This is a genomic window from Acinetobacter sp. ANC_7511, from assembly GCF_056779975.1.
On record NZ_JBWYIY010000013.1, the window covers coordinates 1 to 14677 of the forward strand.

16 protein-coding genes are annotated in these 14677 nt (G+C 39.0%); 8 read left to right on the plus strand and 8 right to left on the minus strand.

Annotated features, from left to right (window positions below):
* Positions 1–333: 333 nt before the first annotated feature.
* Genes AC1M9L_RS09905 through AC1M9L_RS09915 form a run of 3 tightly spaced genes read right to left on the minus strand, consistent with a single transcriptional unit; the run spans position 334 to position 3141 of the window.
* Positions 334–1401 (minus strand): DUF6670 family protein, encoded by a 1068-nt coding sequence (locus tag AC1M9L_RS09905; protein WP_481590849.1) that lies wholly within the window; start codon positions 1399–1401, stop codon positions 334–336.
* 18 nt (positions 1402–1419) lie between these two features.
* The gene (gene pssA / locus AC1M9L_RS09910; RefSeq protein WP_481586809.1) at positions 1420–2244 is read right to left on the minus strand and encodes a CDP-diacylglycerol--serine O-phosphatidyltransferase; all 825 of its coding nucleotides are present in this window, start codon (positions 2242–2244) and stop codon (positions 1420–1422) included.
* 39 nt (positions 2245–2283) lie between these two features.
* Positions 2284–3141 carry a 23S rRNA (adenine(2030)-N(6))-methyltransferase RlmJ gene (locus AC1M9L_RS09915; RefSeq protein ID WP_035269897.1) on the minus strand — a complete coding sequence of 286 codons (858 nt, stop codon included), beginning with the start codon at positions 3139–3141 and terminating at the stop codon, positions 2284–2286.
* 117 nt (positions 3142–3258) lie between these two features.
* On the opposite strand from AC1M9L_RS09915, the gene AC1M9L_RS09920 reads away from it, so the two are divergent.
* The gene (locus AC1M9L_RS09920; RefSeq protein WP_092768036.1) at positions 3259–3861 is read left to right on the plus strand and encodes a 2OG-Fe(II) oxygenase; all 603 of its coding nucleotides are present in this window, start codon (positions 3259–3261) and stop codon (positions 3859–3861) included.
* 58 nt (positions 3862–3919) lie between these two features.
* Positions 3920–4447: a hypothetical protein gene (locus AC1M9L_RS09925; RefSeq protein ID WP_035269895.1), complete on the plus strand. Its 528-nt coding sequence runs from the start codon at positions 3920–3922 to the stop codon at positions 4445–4447.
* A 25-nt stretch (positions 4448–4472) separates the two neighbouring features.
* Here the strand turns inward: AC1M9L_RS09925 and AC1M9L_RS09930 are convergent, their stop codons facing one another.
* From AC1M9L_RS09930 to AC1M9L_RS09950, 5 genes are all read right to left on the minus strand, one after another.
* Positions 4473–4724, minus strand: a complete 252-nt coding sequence (locus AC1M9L_RS09930; RefSeq protein ID WP_035269894.1) for a DUF2789 family protein — start codon at positions 4722–4724, stop codon at positions 4473–4475.
* A gap of 119 nt (positions 4725–4843) precedes the next feature.
* Entirely contained in the window at positions 4844–5083 is a 240-nt protein-coding gene (locus AC1M9L_RS09935) for a DUF2789 family protein (protein ID WP_179999322.1), read from the minus strand.
* 148 nt (positions 5084–5231) lie between these two features.
* The gene (locus tag AC1M9L_RS09940; protein ID WP_481592020.1) at positions 5232–6218 is read right to left on the minus strand and encodes a malate dehydrogenase; all 987 of its coding nucleotides are present in this window, start codon (positions 6216–6218) and stop codon (positions 5232–5234) included.
* A gap of 173 nt (positions 6219–6391) precedes the next feature.
* The gene (locus tag AC1M9L_RS09945) at positions 6392–7054 is read right to left on the minus strand and encodes a ribonuclease T2 family protein (RefSeq protein ID WP_481592021.1); all 663 of its coding nucleotides are present in this window, start codon (positions 7052–7054) and stop codon (positions 6392–6394) included.
* 26 nt (positions 7055–7080) lie between these two features.
* Complete coding sequence (locus AC1M9L_RS09950) at positions 7081–8994, minus strand: lytic transglycosylase domain-containing protein (protein ID WP_481592070.1); 1914 nt, start codon at positions 8992–8994, stop codon at positions 7081–7083.
* 360 nt (positions 8995–9354) lie between these two features.
* Between AC1M9L_RS09950 and miaB the strand changes: the two genes are divergently transcribed.
* The 6 genes from miaB to AC1M9L_RS09980 all read left to right on the plus strand — a co-directional run bounded on the left by miaB (position 9355) and on the right by AC1M9L_RS09980 (position 14617).
* Positions 9355–10812, plus strand: coding sequence for a tRNA (N6-isopentenyl adenosine(37)-C2)-methylthiotransferase MiaB (gene miaB, locus AC1M9L_RS09955; protein WP_481592022.1), 1458 nt, complete (start codon positions 9355–9357; stop codon positions 10810–10812).
* A gap of 38 nt (positions 10813–10850) precedes the next feature.
* Positions 10851–11936: a PhoH family protein gene (locus AC1M9L_RS09960; protein ID WP_092768044.1), complete on the plus strand. Its 1086-nt coding sequence runs from the start codon at positions 10851–10853 to the stop codon at positions 11934–11936.
* A 30-nt stretch (positions 11937–11966) separates the two neighbouring features.
* Positions 11967–12455, plus strand: coding sequence for an rRNA maturation RNase YbeY (gene ybeY, locus AC1M9L_RS09965; protein ID WP_481592023.1), 489 nt, complete (start codon positions 11967–11969; stop codon positions 12453–12455).
* Between the two features lie 74 nt (positions 12456–12529).
* Complete coding sequence (locus tag AC1M9L_RS09970) at positions 12530–12715, plus strand: hypothetical protein (protein ID WP_481592024.1); 186 nt, start codon at positions 12530–12532, stop codon at positions 12713–12715.
* A 366-nt stretch (positions 12716–13081) separates the two neighbouring features.
* Positions 13082–13762, plus strand: coding sequence for a hypothetical protein (locus AC1M9L_RS09975; protein ID WP_179999309.1), 681 nt, complete (start codon positions 13082–13084; stop codon positions 13760–13762).
* A 141-nt stretch (positions 13763–13903) separates the two neighbouring features.
* A complete protein-coding gene (locus AC1M9L_RS09980; RefSeq protein ID WP_481592025.1) occupies positions 13904–14617 on the plus strand; it encodes a DUF3108 domain-containing protein in 714 nt (237 codons plus the stop codon).
* Positions 14618–14677 lie beyond the last annotated feature (60 nt).

The following is a 14677-nucleotide window of genomic DNA, read 5'->3' on the forward strand; positions in this document are numbered from 1 at the left end:
AACCAGTAAAAATCCACACAAGTTGTTCTTCATAATCTCTTAATGATCTTCTTAATGCTTCGTCAGCATCAAGCTAGGTCGGCTATATTACGCTTTCTTTTCAGAAAGTCAACTAGAAATGTTAATTTATTTTCTAACTTATTCTCAAAACTTAGATCCAACCTATTAAGCTAAATCCTTGTTTTTCAACAAGTTTTAATCAACATCACCGCCGATGGATGTGCATTCTACAGTATTTCATATCCAATGCAACCATGTTTTTTAAATATTTAAAAAAAATATGATTAACTGGATATTTATTGTTCAATTTACGTGATTTTTATGCTTTTGGAGCTATTTTTTAAGCGTGCATGGCACAATACTTGCAAAATTATCCATTAATTTTTCATCTTTATTAATTTCTTGCCACTTTAAACTACGGCAATCTATATATTCACAATACCCAGATTGTCCCACTTCTTGAATTCCATCAATCTGCACCTGATAACTAAAACTACCTACATAACCTGCGGCAAGACCAAATTTAAAATCTCCACGACTTTCACCTTTCACGATTATTTTTCTTTTTTTATTTTCAAATGACCATTCAAATACGCGCGCTAAATACATCTCATGTCCATTAGGGGTTTTTACTTTTGGGTATACACGATGGACTTTGAAATAAACATCATCAAACATTTCAGATGTCTGAGCTTTTAAATCTCTTAAATACATCCTTGATTGCACAATTTGATTTAAACCATTGCGTATATGAGCAAGAAGTAACTGTCTTTGGTCGATTAAGTTAATTATCTGATAGGTAAAAAAATGAAGCGGTAGATAAGGAATATTGATCGCTCTGGCAAATTCAAATGATCCTAACTGGTCAATTTTATATGTTTGTTCTTTATAGGTTACTGTTCCTTTGCATTGACACACTAATGACCAGTGATCAAATAAACCTAATTTTAGTTTGGTAAAGTGCGAAATAATTGGTTGAGTTTGAATATTCAGATCAACGGAAAGTTCATTGTCCTTTCTTATTAATTTGAAGTTTGGGATTGAGCCTTCTAGTTGTTCTCTTTGTCCAAATACAAATTTATTCTCTTTAATCTCGCAATCATTGATGATTGAATAACCATTAAAATGTCCAACCATATGTGGACTAATGCTCGTAATGAGTGAAACAGTATCCAAGGCTTTTGTTTTAATTGCATAATCATTACGCAGCATTGGAACATTCGGCTGTCCGATAATGGTTAAAAAATTAAAATAATGAAGTGGAGATGGTAATCCTGGAATCATCAATCCTTGATGGATAATTTTATAGATTCCTCGTGGACCGTGATAATCCAACCGAAGAGGAAAAGGAGCCTGATTAAGCTGTTTTGAATCGTCCGCTAAACTCATCAACAACTGCATATCAAACTCCTTTTTTATTTATCTTGTTTTTTCTCGAGCCAAAAATGTAGTGACGAAACCTGAAAGTGCATAAATAATCGAAAGCACTAAAATACCGACAGGAATATTGTACGTAATCGCAGCAAAGATAAACACAACAATAGGCAAGACTGCAAACGGCACACGTTTACGATCTACGGTTTTAAACGAATAGTATTTAATATTCGAAATCATCAGCAAGCCAACTGCAATAATAATGACTGCATTTATGGTCTGAATCATTGGATCAGATAGGACAAAAATTTCAGGGAAATCACGTCCCACCCAAACCAAAGAAATGATCATTACTGCGGCTAGAGGACTAGCTACACCAATAAAATAGCGTTTATCAACCACACCTATTTGCACATTGAAACGTGCCAATCGGAATGCAGCACAAGCAGTATAGACAAAACATGCAGCCAAACCGATTCGACCTAGATCATGGAGACTCCAGCTATACATCAAAATTGCAGGCGCAACACCAAATGCCAACATATCTGATAATGAATCAAACTGCTCACCAAAAGGGCTTTGCGCTCCAATTGCTCGTGCGACCCGACCATCTAAACCATCAAATAAAGCAGCGATAAAAATGGCATAAATAGCTTGTGTGAATTCGCCATTCATACTTGCAATAATTGAGTAAAACCCTGACAACAATGCCGCAGTAGTAATCAGATTTGGCCACAGATAAATCCCACGACGCTTAACCTTTTGCCCTTCTTGTGTATGTTCCTCTTCTTCAACTTCGAAAGTAATACCATCAAAGCCCGGAACATTTCTTGGAGAAGATTCAGTTTCAGGTTTATTTATATTTGTCATTGTCATTCGTCCTAACTGTAGCCTTATCTCTCAATATTCTTATTCGCCGACCAACCAACGAACGGCAGCATGACCACCATTTTCACTCATTCTTAAGTGCGGAAAAAGCCATTGCAATGCTTCATCTGCATCTTCAGAAAACTTCCAAGGTGGATTAATCACTAATAAACCACAACCGTTTAATCCTACAGGTGTATCGTCTGGCCATACACATACTTCACAAACCAATTGACGGCGAATACCAGTCTTAATCATTTTTTTCTCAAAACGATCAATCATTGCGCGGTCTTTAATTGGGTACCAAATTGCAAATATGCCTGTAGGCCATTTCTTATATGCCGTAGCGATGAGTTCAACCAACTGCGGAAAATCCTTTCGCTCCACCTCATATGGTGGATCAATCATGACCAATCCACGTTTTTCTTTAGGAGGAATCACACCGAGCAAACCTTCATAAGCATCACGCTCATGCAAACCTGCCCGACGATCACGCACATTCATGTAAAGTTGCTGAAATACATCTCGTTGCATCTCAAAAATTGTTGCTTTATCTGTTTCGCGCATTCCTTCCAAAGCGAACCATGGCGAACCCGGATAAGCGCCTTTTCCGGCACCTGCACGCATATCTTCTACAACTTTAAGATATTGCTTAACACCTTCAGGGGCATTACGCTTAATTGAGTCATCGAGTTTAACTAAACGGTGAATACCATTTAAAAACTCTCCCGACTTCTGTGCTGCAGACGTTGATAAATCGTATTTACCTGCACCACCATGTGTATCAATGTAACGATACGGCTTATCTTTTTGATTAAGACGTGACAAAATCTGAAGCAACAATACATGCTTCATGACATCGGCAAAGTTTCCAGCATGGAAATGGTGACGGTAATTCATGTTTCAATTATTCCTAAGATCAACAATCATTTTAACATGAAAAAGTGTTTCATTCAGAATCGATTATTACTCTAAAATAGCTGACCTTTTTTTTATACAGTAAATAGCGAGATAAATATGGAAGCAGTTGTCATCCCAGGGGATTGGAATGTTGATCAAATCCTTGATGATTTAGATCAACATGGCTTCAGTATCATCGATCATGCATACCCACCAAGCTATTTAAAAAACGTTGTAAATGAATGCCAAATCCATCTTGATGATTTTCGAAATGCAGCAATTCAAAATGGCATTGTCAGCACAATCCGCAGCGATCACATTTTGTGGTTAGATCCAAAACTATCAATTTCCCATCAACACATAAAAACCTTAGATTTACTCTCTCAGGAATTAAATCGTGCATTTTATTTAGGCATTCAAGAAGTCGAAGCCCACTTCGCTTGTTATAATCCTGGTGATTTCTATGCTTTACATCGAGACAACCCTCAAGGCAAAAATGGTCGTGTGATGTCGACAGTTTTTTATCTGCATGAGGAATGGCATCAGCATTGGGGTGGTCAACTAAAGCTACAAGATAAGAATAATCAGTGGCATATTATTGAACCCAAACCTAATCGCATCGCTCTATTTCAAAGCGATTTATTACATGAAGTTCTTGTTGCACACCACCAACGTCTTTCGATTACAGCTTGGTTAAGGACCGCACGAACTTTAATTTAGCGCTTTATTTTTTCGAAGTTGCCTCCATATAGGTTTTAAACCTGATGAGGACTCATCCATGCAATCAAATACCAAGCTAATTATTCAACGCATTGGTGAAACAGACCAACTTTACTTACAAAAAAATACGCCTGAGCTTGCCTTTGAACGTGCCGAATTGCGTTTAGAGCTGGTCAGTATGAGTAAGCTTCGTCAGGAACAAATTCATTTTCTTCAAGAAGCGATTGTTCTTCTTGAACAAGGTCGAGTAGATTTCGAAGAAATGCCAATGCGTTTGTATATTAATCTTACCCTGATGTTAGCTAGAGCCTACATGATGTATTTTGAGATTACTCAAGATGAAAAATTTGCGATCATCACTCAGCAAATTTTAAAATCATTAACATCGACCAATCATAGTGATGTTTATTTTAATCTGGCTTATGCTTGCGCTTCTCGTAAAGAGTCAGCACTTACACGCCATTGGCTAAATAAATATTTTAAAACTATTGATCATGATTTAGAGGTGATAAGAACTCACCCTGCTTTCAAACAATTTCATGACCAAGAGTGGTTTATCCAGTTAACCAAACCTAAGATGCATTAAAAAAAGCCCCATGAAAGGGGCTTTTTTAGGCCATTTTTAATTTATATGCATCCATATGTAACTGTTGATTAAGTTCATCTATCCATATTGCCCAATCATCATCTTGTACTAAATGACTAATTAAGAAGTCGCGCTGACCTTTATTCCAAAATGGTGCATCATGTAAATTTTGTTGAGCGGAAAGCTGATGTGTACGGATATAGAGTTCAATTGCCGCTGGACTATTTGCCAACCCCAATTGAGAAAACAATAACGCTAAGGAAGGTTTATGTTCCATCAAGAGACTCCCCTTATCAGATTTTAATAAAATTATTATTTAAATAACTTATAAGAAATCCATGAAAAAACCCAGCTTTTGGTCTGGGTTTATTGTTTCAATTTGTGATTATATTTTCATCACTTTGTATCGTTTGTGAGCTGCTCACTCAATTGGTCAATGACAATGGCCCATTCATTATCTTTTTTCCAATGACTAATAATAAAATCGCGTTGCGATGGGTTCCAAAAATCAGCTTCATGCATCGGCGTATTGGGATCAAGCCGATGTGTTTGTATAAATTGATCAATCCCTTCAGGTGAGCTATCTAAGCCCAATTGCTCAAAAAGTAATTCTTGATTTACTTCCATATCCAACATGGATTGCTCCTTGAATTTTCATGATTTTGTTCAAGATAACATGTCAATACAAAGTTCTATGTAGAAGGATTTCTTAAGCATTGTTAAGTTTTGTGCATTAAAAAAGCACTCCGAATGGAGTGCTTTTTTAATTTAGTTGAGAACTAAATTATTTAACCATGTCAGCAATCGCTGCACGTTCTTCTTCTAACTCATTAAGCGTGAAGTTGATACGCTCACGGCTGAATTCGTCAATTTCAAGATCTTGAACGATTTTGTACTCGCCATTTTCACAAGTTACAGGGAAACCGAACATTACGCCTTCAGGGATACCGTAAGAACCATCAGAAGGAATACCCATAGTTACCCATTCGCCGTTTGTGCCAAGAGCCCAATCGCGCATATGGTCGATTGCAGCGTTTGCAGCAGAAGCAGCAGAAGAAAGACCACGCGCTTCGATGATCGCAGCACCACGCTTACCAACAGTTGGAAGGAATACGTCTTTATTCCATGCAGCATCGTTGATTTTGTCTTTTAAGCTTTCGCCGTTTACGTTAGCAAAACGGTAGTCAGCATACATTGTTGGAGAGTGGTTACCCCAAACTGTCATGTTTTTGATGTCAGAAACTGCAACACCAGCTTTTTGAGCAAGTTGAGTTAACGCACGGTTGTGGTCAAGACGTAACATTGCTGTGAAGTTTTTCGCTGGAAGATCTGGAGCAGATTTCATTGCGATATAAGCATTCGTGTTAGCAGGGTTACCTACAACAAGAACTTTAACGTCACGGCTAGCAACTTCGTTAAGCGCTTGACCTTGACCGATGAAGATTTCACCGTTGACTTTAAGAAGGTCAGCACGTTCCATACCAGGACCACGTGGACGTGAACCAACAAGAAGCGCGTAGTCAGCATCTTTGAATGCAACTTTAGGATCATCAGTACCGATCATGCCAGCCAACAATGGGAAAGCACAGTCGTCAAGTTCCATCATCACGCCTTTAAGCGCTTGTTGAGCTTTCTCAACAGGAATTTCTAATAATTGAAGAATAACTGGTTGGTCTTTACCCAACATTTCACCGCTAGCGATACGGAATAAAAGGCTGTAACCAATTTGACCAGCAGCGCCAGTAACGGCAACGCGAACAGGTTGCTTCATGTAATTATCTCCAGTTGAGAGGATAGTCAATGCGATTAAATAGCTGTTCTATCTAATCTTAATAATCATAAACGGCGAAGATTGTACTCCAATACTTTGACAGATGCATTGAAAAGAGAATGAATTTCAACAAAAGTCTGATAGGAAATATAAATTAACTTCGCGGAAATAAATTAGTAGGCGCCCTCTATGTCAAATGTATTTGGGCAGGTCGAGACAATATCAGACGCACATGACTTGAATTGACCATTCGTGCGATAACAGATTTCAACCCCCGTTAACACTGGGCGACCATTTAAGCTTTGGCATTGAAATTCAATACCTTGGCTGGGTAATTTTGGGTTGAGTTTGATGAATTGCGATCGTAATGTCGCGATAGAGACTGTTTTACGATCCACTCCTGTTAAGTAATCAGGAACTTTTAATTGGTCTGCATGATTAATAATGGTACGAAAATACTGACTGGCATTCATTGGAACGCAACCACCATAGTTGGCCCACAGCCTAATTCTAGCCTGCTCATCAGGCATCACCCTAGCAACAACCCTCTTCTGTAGCGGTGCCAAGGTGGCAGATGAACTCGTTTGGCAATCATGACGACTGGTTTCTGGGATAAGACCCTTTATCGTCAGTGAATATCCTTCTAGGCATTTACGGTGTTTCGCTTTTGTTCGATCTAATGCACAAATGGCAGGTGTCATCTGTACTTGAAGCACATATCCTTGTAAACCTTTCCCTGATGCCATCACATCTACTGAACACAACAAAGCCCCTACGCTCAAACTACTGAGGAGGTAAGTGTGTTGACGACTAAACAGCAGTTTTGTGTGATTCATCAAAGCTCACAAAAATAGTTGAAATGCTATTGCGTATTTCTTACTGGAATAGGCGGCATACGACTTTCGATCGCTTGCGGCCCCTGTCCAAGCAAAACACCATAATGAGCAGCATTGGTCATAACTTTCTTCACATAGTCACGTGTTTCATGAAGTGGTATTGACTCTGTGTATTGATCCGCCGCAATGCTTTTAAACTCTGGTTGCCAACGGCGTGCTCTAGTCAGCCCTGCATTATAGCCAGCCGTAGCTAGAACTGGACTGTTACTCAGCATACCTTGAATCATTGACAGGTAATATGTCCCATAACGAATATTGGTATTCGGATCTGATAATGCAGCAGGATTATACGTTTCACCCATTTTTCGTGCCACATCTTTTGCTGTAGCAGGCATAATTTGCATCAATCCACCAGCACCTACATGTGAACGGGCCGTGGTTACAAAGCGACTTTCTTGACGCATTAAACCATAAGCCCACGAAGGATCAATCCCTGCATTTTTACTATGCGTCACCACTAGATTTTGATGTGGTGTCGCATAACGATATGCATAGTTATGACGTTTAAGTGTTCTTTCCGCCGCATAAATAGCACGGTCATACCACCCCATTTCTGTGGCACGTTTTGCCGCAGCCAGTAATAGACCATCATCTTGCTTAAGATAAGCTTGGCGGACAGCCCAATTCCATTCACGATTTGTGTAAGTTGCTGAAGCATTGATATTGCGTAATGCAAAAGCACGTCTAAAGTGAATATCTTGATCTAAACGTTGAATATCCTGTGCGCTTGGTTGAGCACGATCATGTGCTTCATTATAACGAATACCTAAATGGTCTTTTGCCAACAGATTGTGATAATCATCGCCAGCGGCAGCTAATCGTTGATAAATACTTTTTGCAGCTTGCTTGGAAGTTTGGTCTTTACGATTTTCATATGCTCTCGCCATCCAATATTGCCAGCGATCTTCTTGTTTTTGCGTAACGCTCATACTATCTATGGCTCGCAACACACTTTCCCATTCACCAAAACGAATCGCTTGACGCGCGTAAATTTCAGCCTCTTCTGGTGTAAAAGGCACGCCATAACTGTAATCAAAGTTCTTCAGCACTTCAGGATTAAAATTATTTTTCATCACTGTCGTGCCTCCAATATACGCCACCGTGCGGTACATATACTTTTGAACATCTGCAGGAACACCTTGCACGACACGAGGAAGATTTTGAAGCGCCGTGTTCAAGTCAGCATCTGCAGCACGACCTAAAGCAAACACCAAATAAGCATAATCTACTGTTGTTCCTTTGGTTGCAGACCATAAATAATTCAAAGGATCTGCCTGAATTTGATTTAATTGTGCTAATGACAAGTTTAAACCCAGAGTTTGTGCTGTTGCGATCGCTGGACCAGACTGGCCCGCTCTAAGTTGCGCAAACAAGCGCTGTTGACGATCAGTGGTGGTGAGTAAGGGACTACTTAGCATTAAGCGACCTAAACCATTACACGATTCTGGCTGCGACTCTGTTGTAAGCCAGACATCTTTGTATTCCGCGTACACCAATGTATCGCCATTTTTTGCTCGTACTTGCGCAACCGCACAGCTTTCAGCTTGGTCAGGATTGGTGACATAAGGTAAAACAGGTTGAGCTGTCTTGAAATCCGCTTGTTTTACCTTTTCTTCGACATAATCAGCAGCTAATTTTTCAGCCATTGCAGATTGAGGATAGCGCTGTGCAAAGCTGATAATATTCGTTGCAGGTTGGAAGCCTAAATTATTATTCAACATCCAATATTCTGGATAATATCCAAGCGCATCATTTTGCATTGCAGAACGATAATATTCGAGCTGAGCTGTATTACCCGAGTTCGCAAATTTAATCGCTTCATTAAATTGCTCTTCAGCCGCATGAGCAACGGGCAAACAACCTAGTGTTATCAGCCCCATTAAATATTGTTTTAACTGTTTTTGCTTCACTGCTTTTTTTGACACGCTTCTCTTCTCAACTTTAACTCGTCGCTACATTTGGACATGCTTTTTTGCATGATCAACTCTTTTGCAGCGCTTGGCAATTTTAAAATGTATTTTAAATACTCTAATGATCAAGTACTGTTCTGTTATGTAAAGCGCTGATTAACCACTATTATTTTAAAGTATTTTTACTGTAAATCCATAAACTTGATCTGATTTATATATTTGTTCAACCCGTAGTACAAATACTGTAAAATAGCTCGCTTTTATCGAGTGTGGGATTCCCCCATACTTCACCGGAACATATTTATCCCTTTTTATAGGATAGGAGCCTTCATGACGGTTCAAACCTTCATTCCGAATAGTGCCCCAGCTGCCTCAGAAAACACTGTTACCCAGCCACAGCACACCCCAGCCATCGATGGTGCAGTCAAAAAACTGTATATCGAAACGCAAGGGTGTCAGATGAATGAGTATGACAGTCATCGTATGGCCGACTTGCTAGGTGATTCACACGGTTATGTATTAACAACAGACCCTGCTGATGCAGATATTCTTTTAATGAATACCTGTTCAATTCGTGAAAAAGCGCAAGAAAAAGTATTTTCAGAATTAGGTCGCTGGCGCAAGCTGAAAGAAAAAAATCCTGATTTGGTGATTGGTGTAGGTGGATGTGTTGCATCTCAAGAAGGTGACAATATCCAAAAACGTGCACCTTATGTCGACATGGTATTTGGTCCACAAACACTTCACCGTTTGCCACAAATGCTTGATCAGCATACGGATCAAATTGAAAAGCCGAAAAAAGAGAAAATCAAACTGGTAGACATCTCATTTCCAGATATCGAAAAGTTCGACTTCTTACCTGAACCTCGCGTTGAAGGTTATAAAGCTTTCGTATCGATTATGGAAGGCTGTTCAAAATACTGTTCATTCTGCGTGGTGCCATACACTCGTGGTGAGGAAGTCTCTCGTCCCCTAGATGATGTACTTGCTGAAATTGCTGGTCTTGCGGAAAAGGGCGTACGTGAGGTTTCTTTACTCGGTCAAAACGTAAATGGTTACCGCGGAGAAACATTCGAAGGTGAAATCTGTACGTTTGCTGATCTTCTTCGTTTAGTGGCGGAAATTCCAGGCATTGGTCGTATTCGTTATACGACATCTCATCCATTAGAATTCAATGATGACCTTATCCAATGCTATCGTGACCTACCACAGATGGTTTCTCACCTTCATTTACCAGTTCAAAGTGGTTCAAATGATGTATTGAAGGCGATGAAGCGTAACCACACGATTGACGTTTATATCGATAAGATTGCTAAATTACGCCAGGTACGCCCTGATATGCATTTGTCTTCAGACTTTATTATTGGCTTCCCTGGTGAAACTGATGCTAACTTTGATGAGACATATCAATTTATTCAAGACTTAGATTTTGATCATTCTTATAGTTTCATCTACTCGAAACGTCCTGGTACACCAGCATCAGAGCTGGAAGATTTAACACCTGAAGATGTTAAAAAAGAGCGCTTGGCTAAAGTTCAACAATGGATTAAGCAGTCAAGTATCCAAAAAACTGATGCTATGCTTGGTACTGTCCAACGTGTGCTCATTGAGAGCGTTTCAAAGCACGATCCAAACTTATTGGTAGGAACCGCAGACAATACACGTTTAGTAACATTTATTGGTGATGCCTCTTGGCTTGGACGCTTTGCAGAGATTGAGATTACAGAGATTAAAACCTTGAATTTAGTTTACGGTGAACTCTTGAATCTTGAACCTGACGTGGCGTAATGTAGAGGTATAGATTAATAGACTCTAAAGGAAATCTCTTGACTGCAGCGATTCGACGTACAGTGGCTTTTCCCGGTGTTTCAATGGACCGTTTACAAACCATGCTTGGCGCGTACAACGGTCATATGAAACAAATTGAACAACGTTTAGATGTAAAAATCAGTCAGCGTGGTGATAGTTTTTTTATTGACGGTGGAATTGATGAAGTCGAGAGAGTTGAAAGCTTACTTCAGCGCTTATACGCCGAAGCTGAAGTTTCTCAACAAATCAGCTCTGATTTGATTCATTTAATGATTCAAGGCAGCCAGACTGATCATGAATTACAATTGGATCCTAATCAAGAACACACAGGACTTGACGAAGTCTGGCTCCAAACTCGCAAGGGCCGCATTAATCCGCGGGGGGCCAACCAAAAACGCTATGTACAACGTATTCTTCAAAGTGATATTTCTTTCGGGATTGGTCCAGCGGGTACAGGTAAGACCTATTTGGCTGTAGCTGCTGCCGTTGATATGCTTGAACGCAATGAAATTCAACGTATTCTTTTAGTTCGCCCTGCTGTGGAAGCTGGTGAAAAACTTGGCTTCTTGCCAGGTGACTTATCACAAAAAATTGATCCTTATTTACGCCCACTCTATGATGCCCTGTATGAAATGCTTGGCTTTGAAAAAGTGGCAAAATTAATTGAGCGTCAAATTATTGAAGTAGCCCCACTTGCATATATGCGTGGTCGTACACTCAATCACTCCTTTGTCATTTTAGATGAAGCTCAAAATACAACGCCAGAACAGATGAAAATGTTCTTAACTCGTCTTGGTTTTGGTTCGCGTGCAGTCATTACCGGTGACATTACTCAAGTGGATTTACCACGTGGACAACAGTCTGGTTTGGCACATTCATTACGTGTGCTTGAAAAGATTAAAGAAATCCATATCACACGTTTTCACTCACGTGATGTTGTAAGACATCAGCTTGTACAAAAAATTGTAGAAGCATACGAAGGTTGGGACAGTGAACAACATCGTTTAACTGCTGAAGCACGTGCGGAACGTAAAGCGCGTCAAGAAGCACTCATATCAGAAAATGATTCTGCTGCTGATGCTCAGCATCAAGATGCAGAGTAATTTAAATCTAATCACGCTCAAGGCAAGATTTTGAAACTCAGTCTCTCATTACAACAATCGTTTGAAGCATCAAACTTGGTGCTCAAACGTGCGTATGTTAAAAAAATTATTGAAACCACCCTTCGTCATATTGATACACAAAGCGATTGTGAAATTGGAATAGCTTGCGTAGATGTCGAAGAAAGTCACAAACTTAACCTTGAATATCGTGGTAAAGATAAGCCAACCAATGTTTTATCTTTTCCAAGCGACTTACCAGATGAAATGGCTGAAATTTTAGACAGTTTCCCTATCGGAGATCTGGTGATTTGTATTCCCGTTGTGCTTCGAGAAGCAGAAGAACAATTTAAAGCACCATTAACACATTTCACTCATATGTTGGTTCACGGTACTTTACATCTGATGGGCTATGATCATGAAACTTCTGAACAAGATGCTGAGGAAATGGAAGCAATTGAGATTGAGATTTTACAAAAACTAGGTTTTGAAAACCCTTACTTGCTTTTGGATGACGAATAACACTCCTCAATGACTTCGGTCTATGCTTCCCGTTATTCGGGAAGCAAATTAAAATAATAAATGAGTATTCAAAAATGAACTTCGTTGTCATCTTCAAAGCTAAAATAAAAAATATTGATGATGAATATGTAATATTGGCTAGCCAAATGCGGCATAAAGCGATGCATGATTACAATTGTACAAAGTTTGAAAGCTATCAAGAGAAGGATAATGAAGTCAGTCTTTCTTATTGGAGTCGGTTAGAAGATATTCAAGCTTAGCATCAAGACACCCAACATCTTTATGCCCAACAAAAAGGTCGCCTATCATGGTATGACACGTATTCGATTGAGGTCTGTCAGATTCAGCGCGCTTATCAATCTGAGTAAATCGAGTTGATCTTTATATTGATGACATATTTTAGACAAATGAGTTAAATATTGAGCAAGTTCTTCAGATAAAATAAGATAAAGTCATGCGAAACCAATAGATTAAACTTAAATAACGCCTGACCATCAAAACCATAATAAACGTCTTTGTAAACATTACATCGCAATTGGATAAGCTGTTATCCTTCGGCAGTAATCACCTACAAGATATACACTAGCTGACATCTCACAATATTTAGAGGTAATGGAACTTCACTTATGCCAACGATTATTTCAAATATCGCGAACAAATTTCGTAAAGTCTATCAAAAGGCTGAAGGGTTTATTGAAGAAGAACGTGAATTTCCTGTCTCTCAAGTTTTTTTAAATGCGACTTTCAAGCGCTTTGTGACCGACAATGTCAGCATCCTTGAAGACTTACATGCTGATTTACACGACGATTGGCTTCGACTCTATGCCACTTTGAATGTGAAAGGGCTTTATACCATTCTCTCTGTAGATTTAAAGCTTATTCAAATGGAATTGAATAAAGACGTACAACTGATTGTATTTGAACAAATTAGTGAAACCGAAGTAATTGAAGCAAAATTTCAAACTTTTTGGATGAAAATTGCATTCCGCTCTGCACTATTTTTCTATCAAAAAATTCTTCGTAAAGATCCACTTGGCATGATTTTAGAGCGTTTTAATGTCATTAAAGTCAAAGATGATCTCTTACATCTCGATTTAAATCAGTGGCTCGGAAAAAATCGCTCGATCATTGAAACATTGGGCAAAGTACACGTCAACCATGCAGAACTGCGTGAAACAGAATTGGTCGTGATTGGTAATGTAAATTTGATGGCTTTATTTAGCAAAATGAATACTGATCGATTCAAATCTAAATCTGATGAAGTGGAAAGTGATCACATTACACCAATTAAACAAAAGGACGACTAGAGTGCAGCGTTTTGATGTCGTCATAAAGCTTAAGCTACAGAAAAATACATTTTCACTGTGATTATTGATTATTTCTCCTTATTTATCAGAGATAATAAAACTTCAAGTGATCCTTCGATACGAAGGTAAAGGAAAATATTTATGGCATTTAAATCGTTTAAAACTTTGAGTGTGATTGCAAGTGTAGGTACAGCCGTGCTTTTCACAGGCTATTCAAGTCAAGTGCTTGCCATAACGCCCTTCCAAGCCTCTTATCAGTTTGCATATAATGGTAAAAACTTGGGGTCAGCAACACGAACCTTGAAAAAATCAGGTAACACGTGGAATTACGTTTTTGCAGCTAAAGCAGGTGGTATTGCTTCAGCAACTGAAACCAGTAACTTCACATTCAATAATAATCAGATTCAATCATCCAATTTCAGTCGCACCAGTAAAATTTTAGTTCATAACAATACAATGAGCATTAAATTTAATCCGAGTGCCAAAACCATTAACACCACCAAAGATAAAGAGCAACGCTCATTTGCATGGAAATCTGGTGTACTGGATGAGTTAAATGCAGAATTGCAAATTCGTGAAGACCTCAAAAATAACGTTTTAAAATCGCAATATTGGATTGCAGATGCTAAAGAAGTTGAATCACGTCGATTCGTCAAACAAGGCACTGAAAAAGTGGAAACCAAGTACGGCACGTTTGATACCATCAAGGTGGTGATGAAACATGATAAACCAGGTCGTGAAACGATTTTTTGGCTGTCTCCGAAATTGGACTATCTACCAGTGAAAGTCACACACCAAGATAAGAAATCTTCATACGGGCTCTTACTGACAGGGTATAACGGTCCACAAAATTAAGGCATTTTTTACTTGCTTTTTTGCAGATGCTTTTTAAAATACGTCTTTGCTTAAAAAGGC

Excerpts from the sequence above, each read along its gene's own strand:
- AC1M9L_RS09950 (WP_481592070.1), bottom strand. The coding sequence starts at position 8,994 with ATGGGGCTGATAACACTAGGTTGTTTGCCCGTTGCTCATGCGGCTGAA.
- AC1M9L_RS09975 (WP_179999309.1), top strand. The coding sequence starts at position 13,082 with ATGCCAACGATTATTTCAAATATCGCGAACAAATTTCGTAAAGTCTAT.
- AC1M9L_RS09915 (WP_035269897.1), bottom strand. The coding sequence starts at position 3,141 with ATGAATTACCGTCACCATTTCCATGCTGGAAACTTTGCCGATGTCATG.
- AC1M9L_RS09980 (WP_481592025.1), top strand. The coding sequence starts at position 13,904 with ATGGCATTTAAATCGTTTAAAACTTTGAGTGTGATTGCAAGTGTAGGT.
- AC1M9L_RS09905 (WP_481590849.1), bottom strand. The coding sequence starts at position 1,401 with ATGCAGTTGTTGATGAGTTTAGCGGACGATTCAAAACAGCTTAATCAG.
- AC1M9L_RS09970 (WP_481592024.1), top strand. The coding sequence starts at position 12,530 with ATGAACTTCGTTGTCATCTTCAAAGCTAAAATAAAAAATATTGATGAT.
- AC1M9L_RS09940 (WP_481592020.1), bottom strand. The coding sequence starts at position 6,218 with ATGAAGCAACCTGTTCGCGTTGCCGTTACTGGCGCTGCTGGTCAAATT.
- AC1M9L_RS09930 (WP_035269894.1), bottom strand. The coding sequence starts at position 4,724 with ATGGAACATAAACCTTCCTTAGCGTTATTGTTTTCTCAATTGGGGTTG.
- miaB (WP_481592022.1), top strand. The coding sequence starts at position 9,355 with ATGACGGTTCAAACCTTCATTCCGAATAGTGCCCCAGCTGCCTCAGAA.
- AC1M9L_RS09920 (WP_092768036.1), top strand. The coding sequence starts at position 3,259 with ATGGAAGCAGTTGTCATCCCAGGGGATTGGAATGTTGATCAAATCCTT.
- AC1M9L_RS09935 (WP_179999322.1), bottom strand. The coding sequence starts at position 5,083 with ATGTTGGATATGGAAGTAAATCAAGAATTACTTTTTGAGCAATTGGGC.
- AC1M9L_RS09945 (WP_481592021.1), bottom strand. The coding sequence starts at position 7,054 with ATGAATCACACAAAACTGCTGTTTAGTCGTCAACACACTTACCTCCTC.
- AC1M9L_RS09925 (WP_035269895.1), top strand. The coding sequence starts at position 3,920 with ATGCAATCAAATACCAAGCTAATTATTCAACGCATTGGTGAAACAGAC.
- pssA (WP_481586809.1), bottom strand. The coding sequence starts at position 2,244 with ATGACAAATATAAATAAACCTGAAACTGAATCTTCTCCAAGAAATGTT.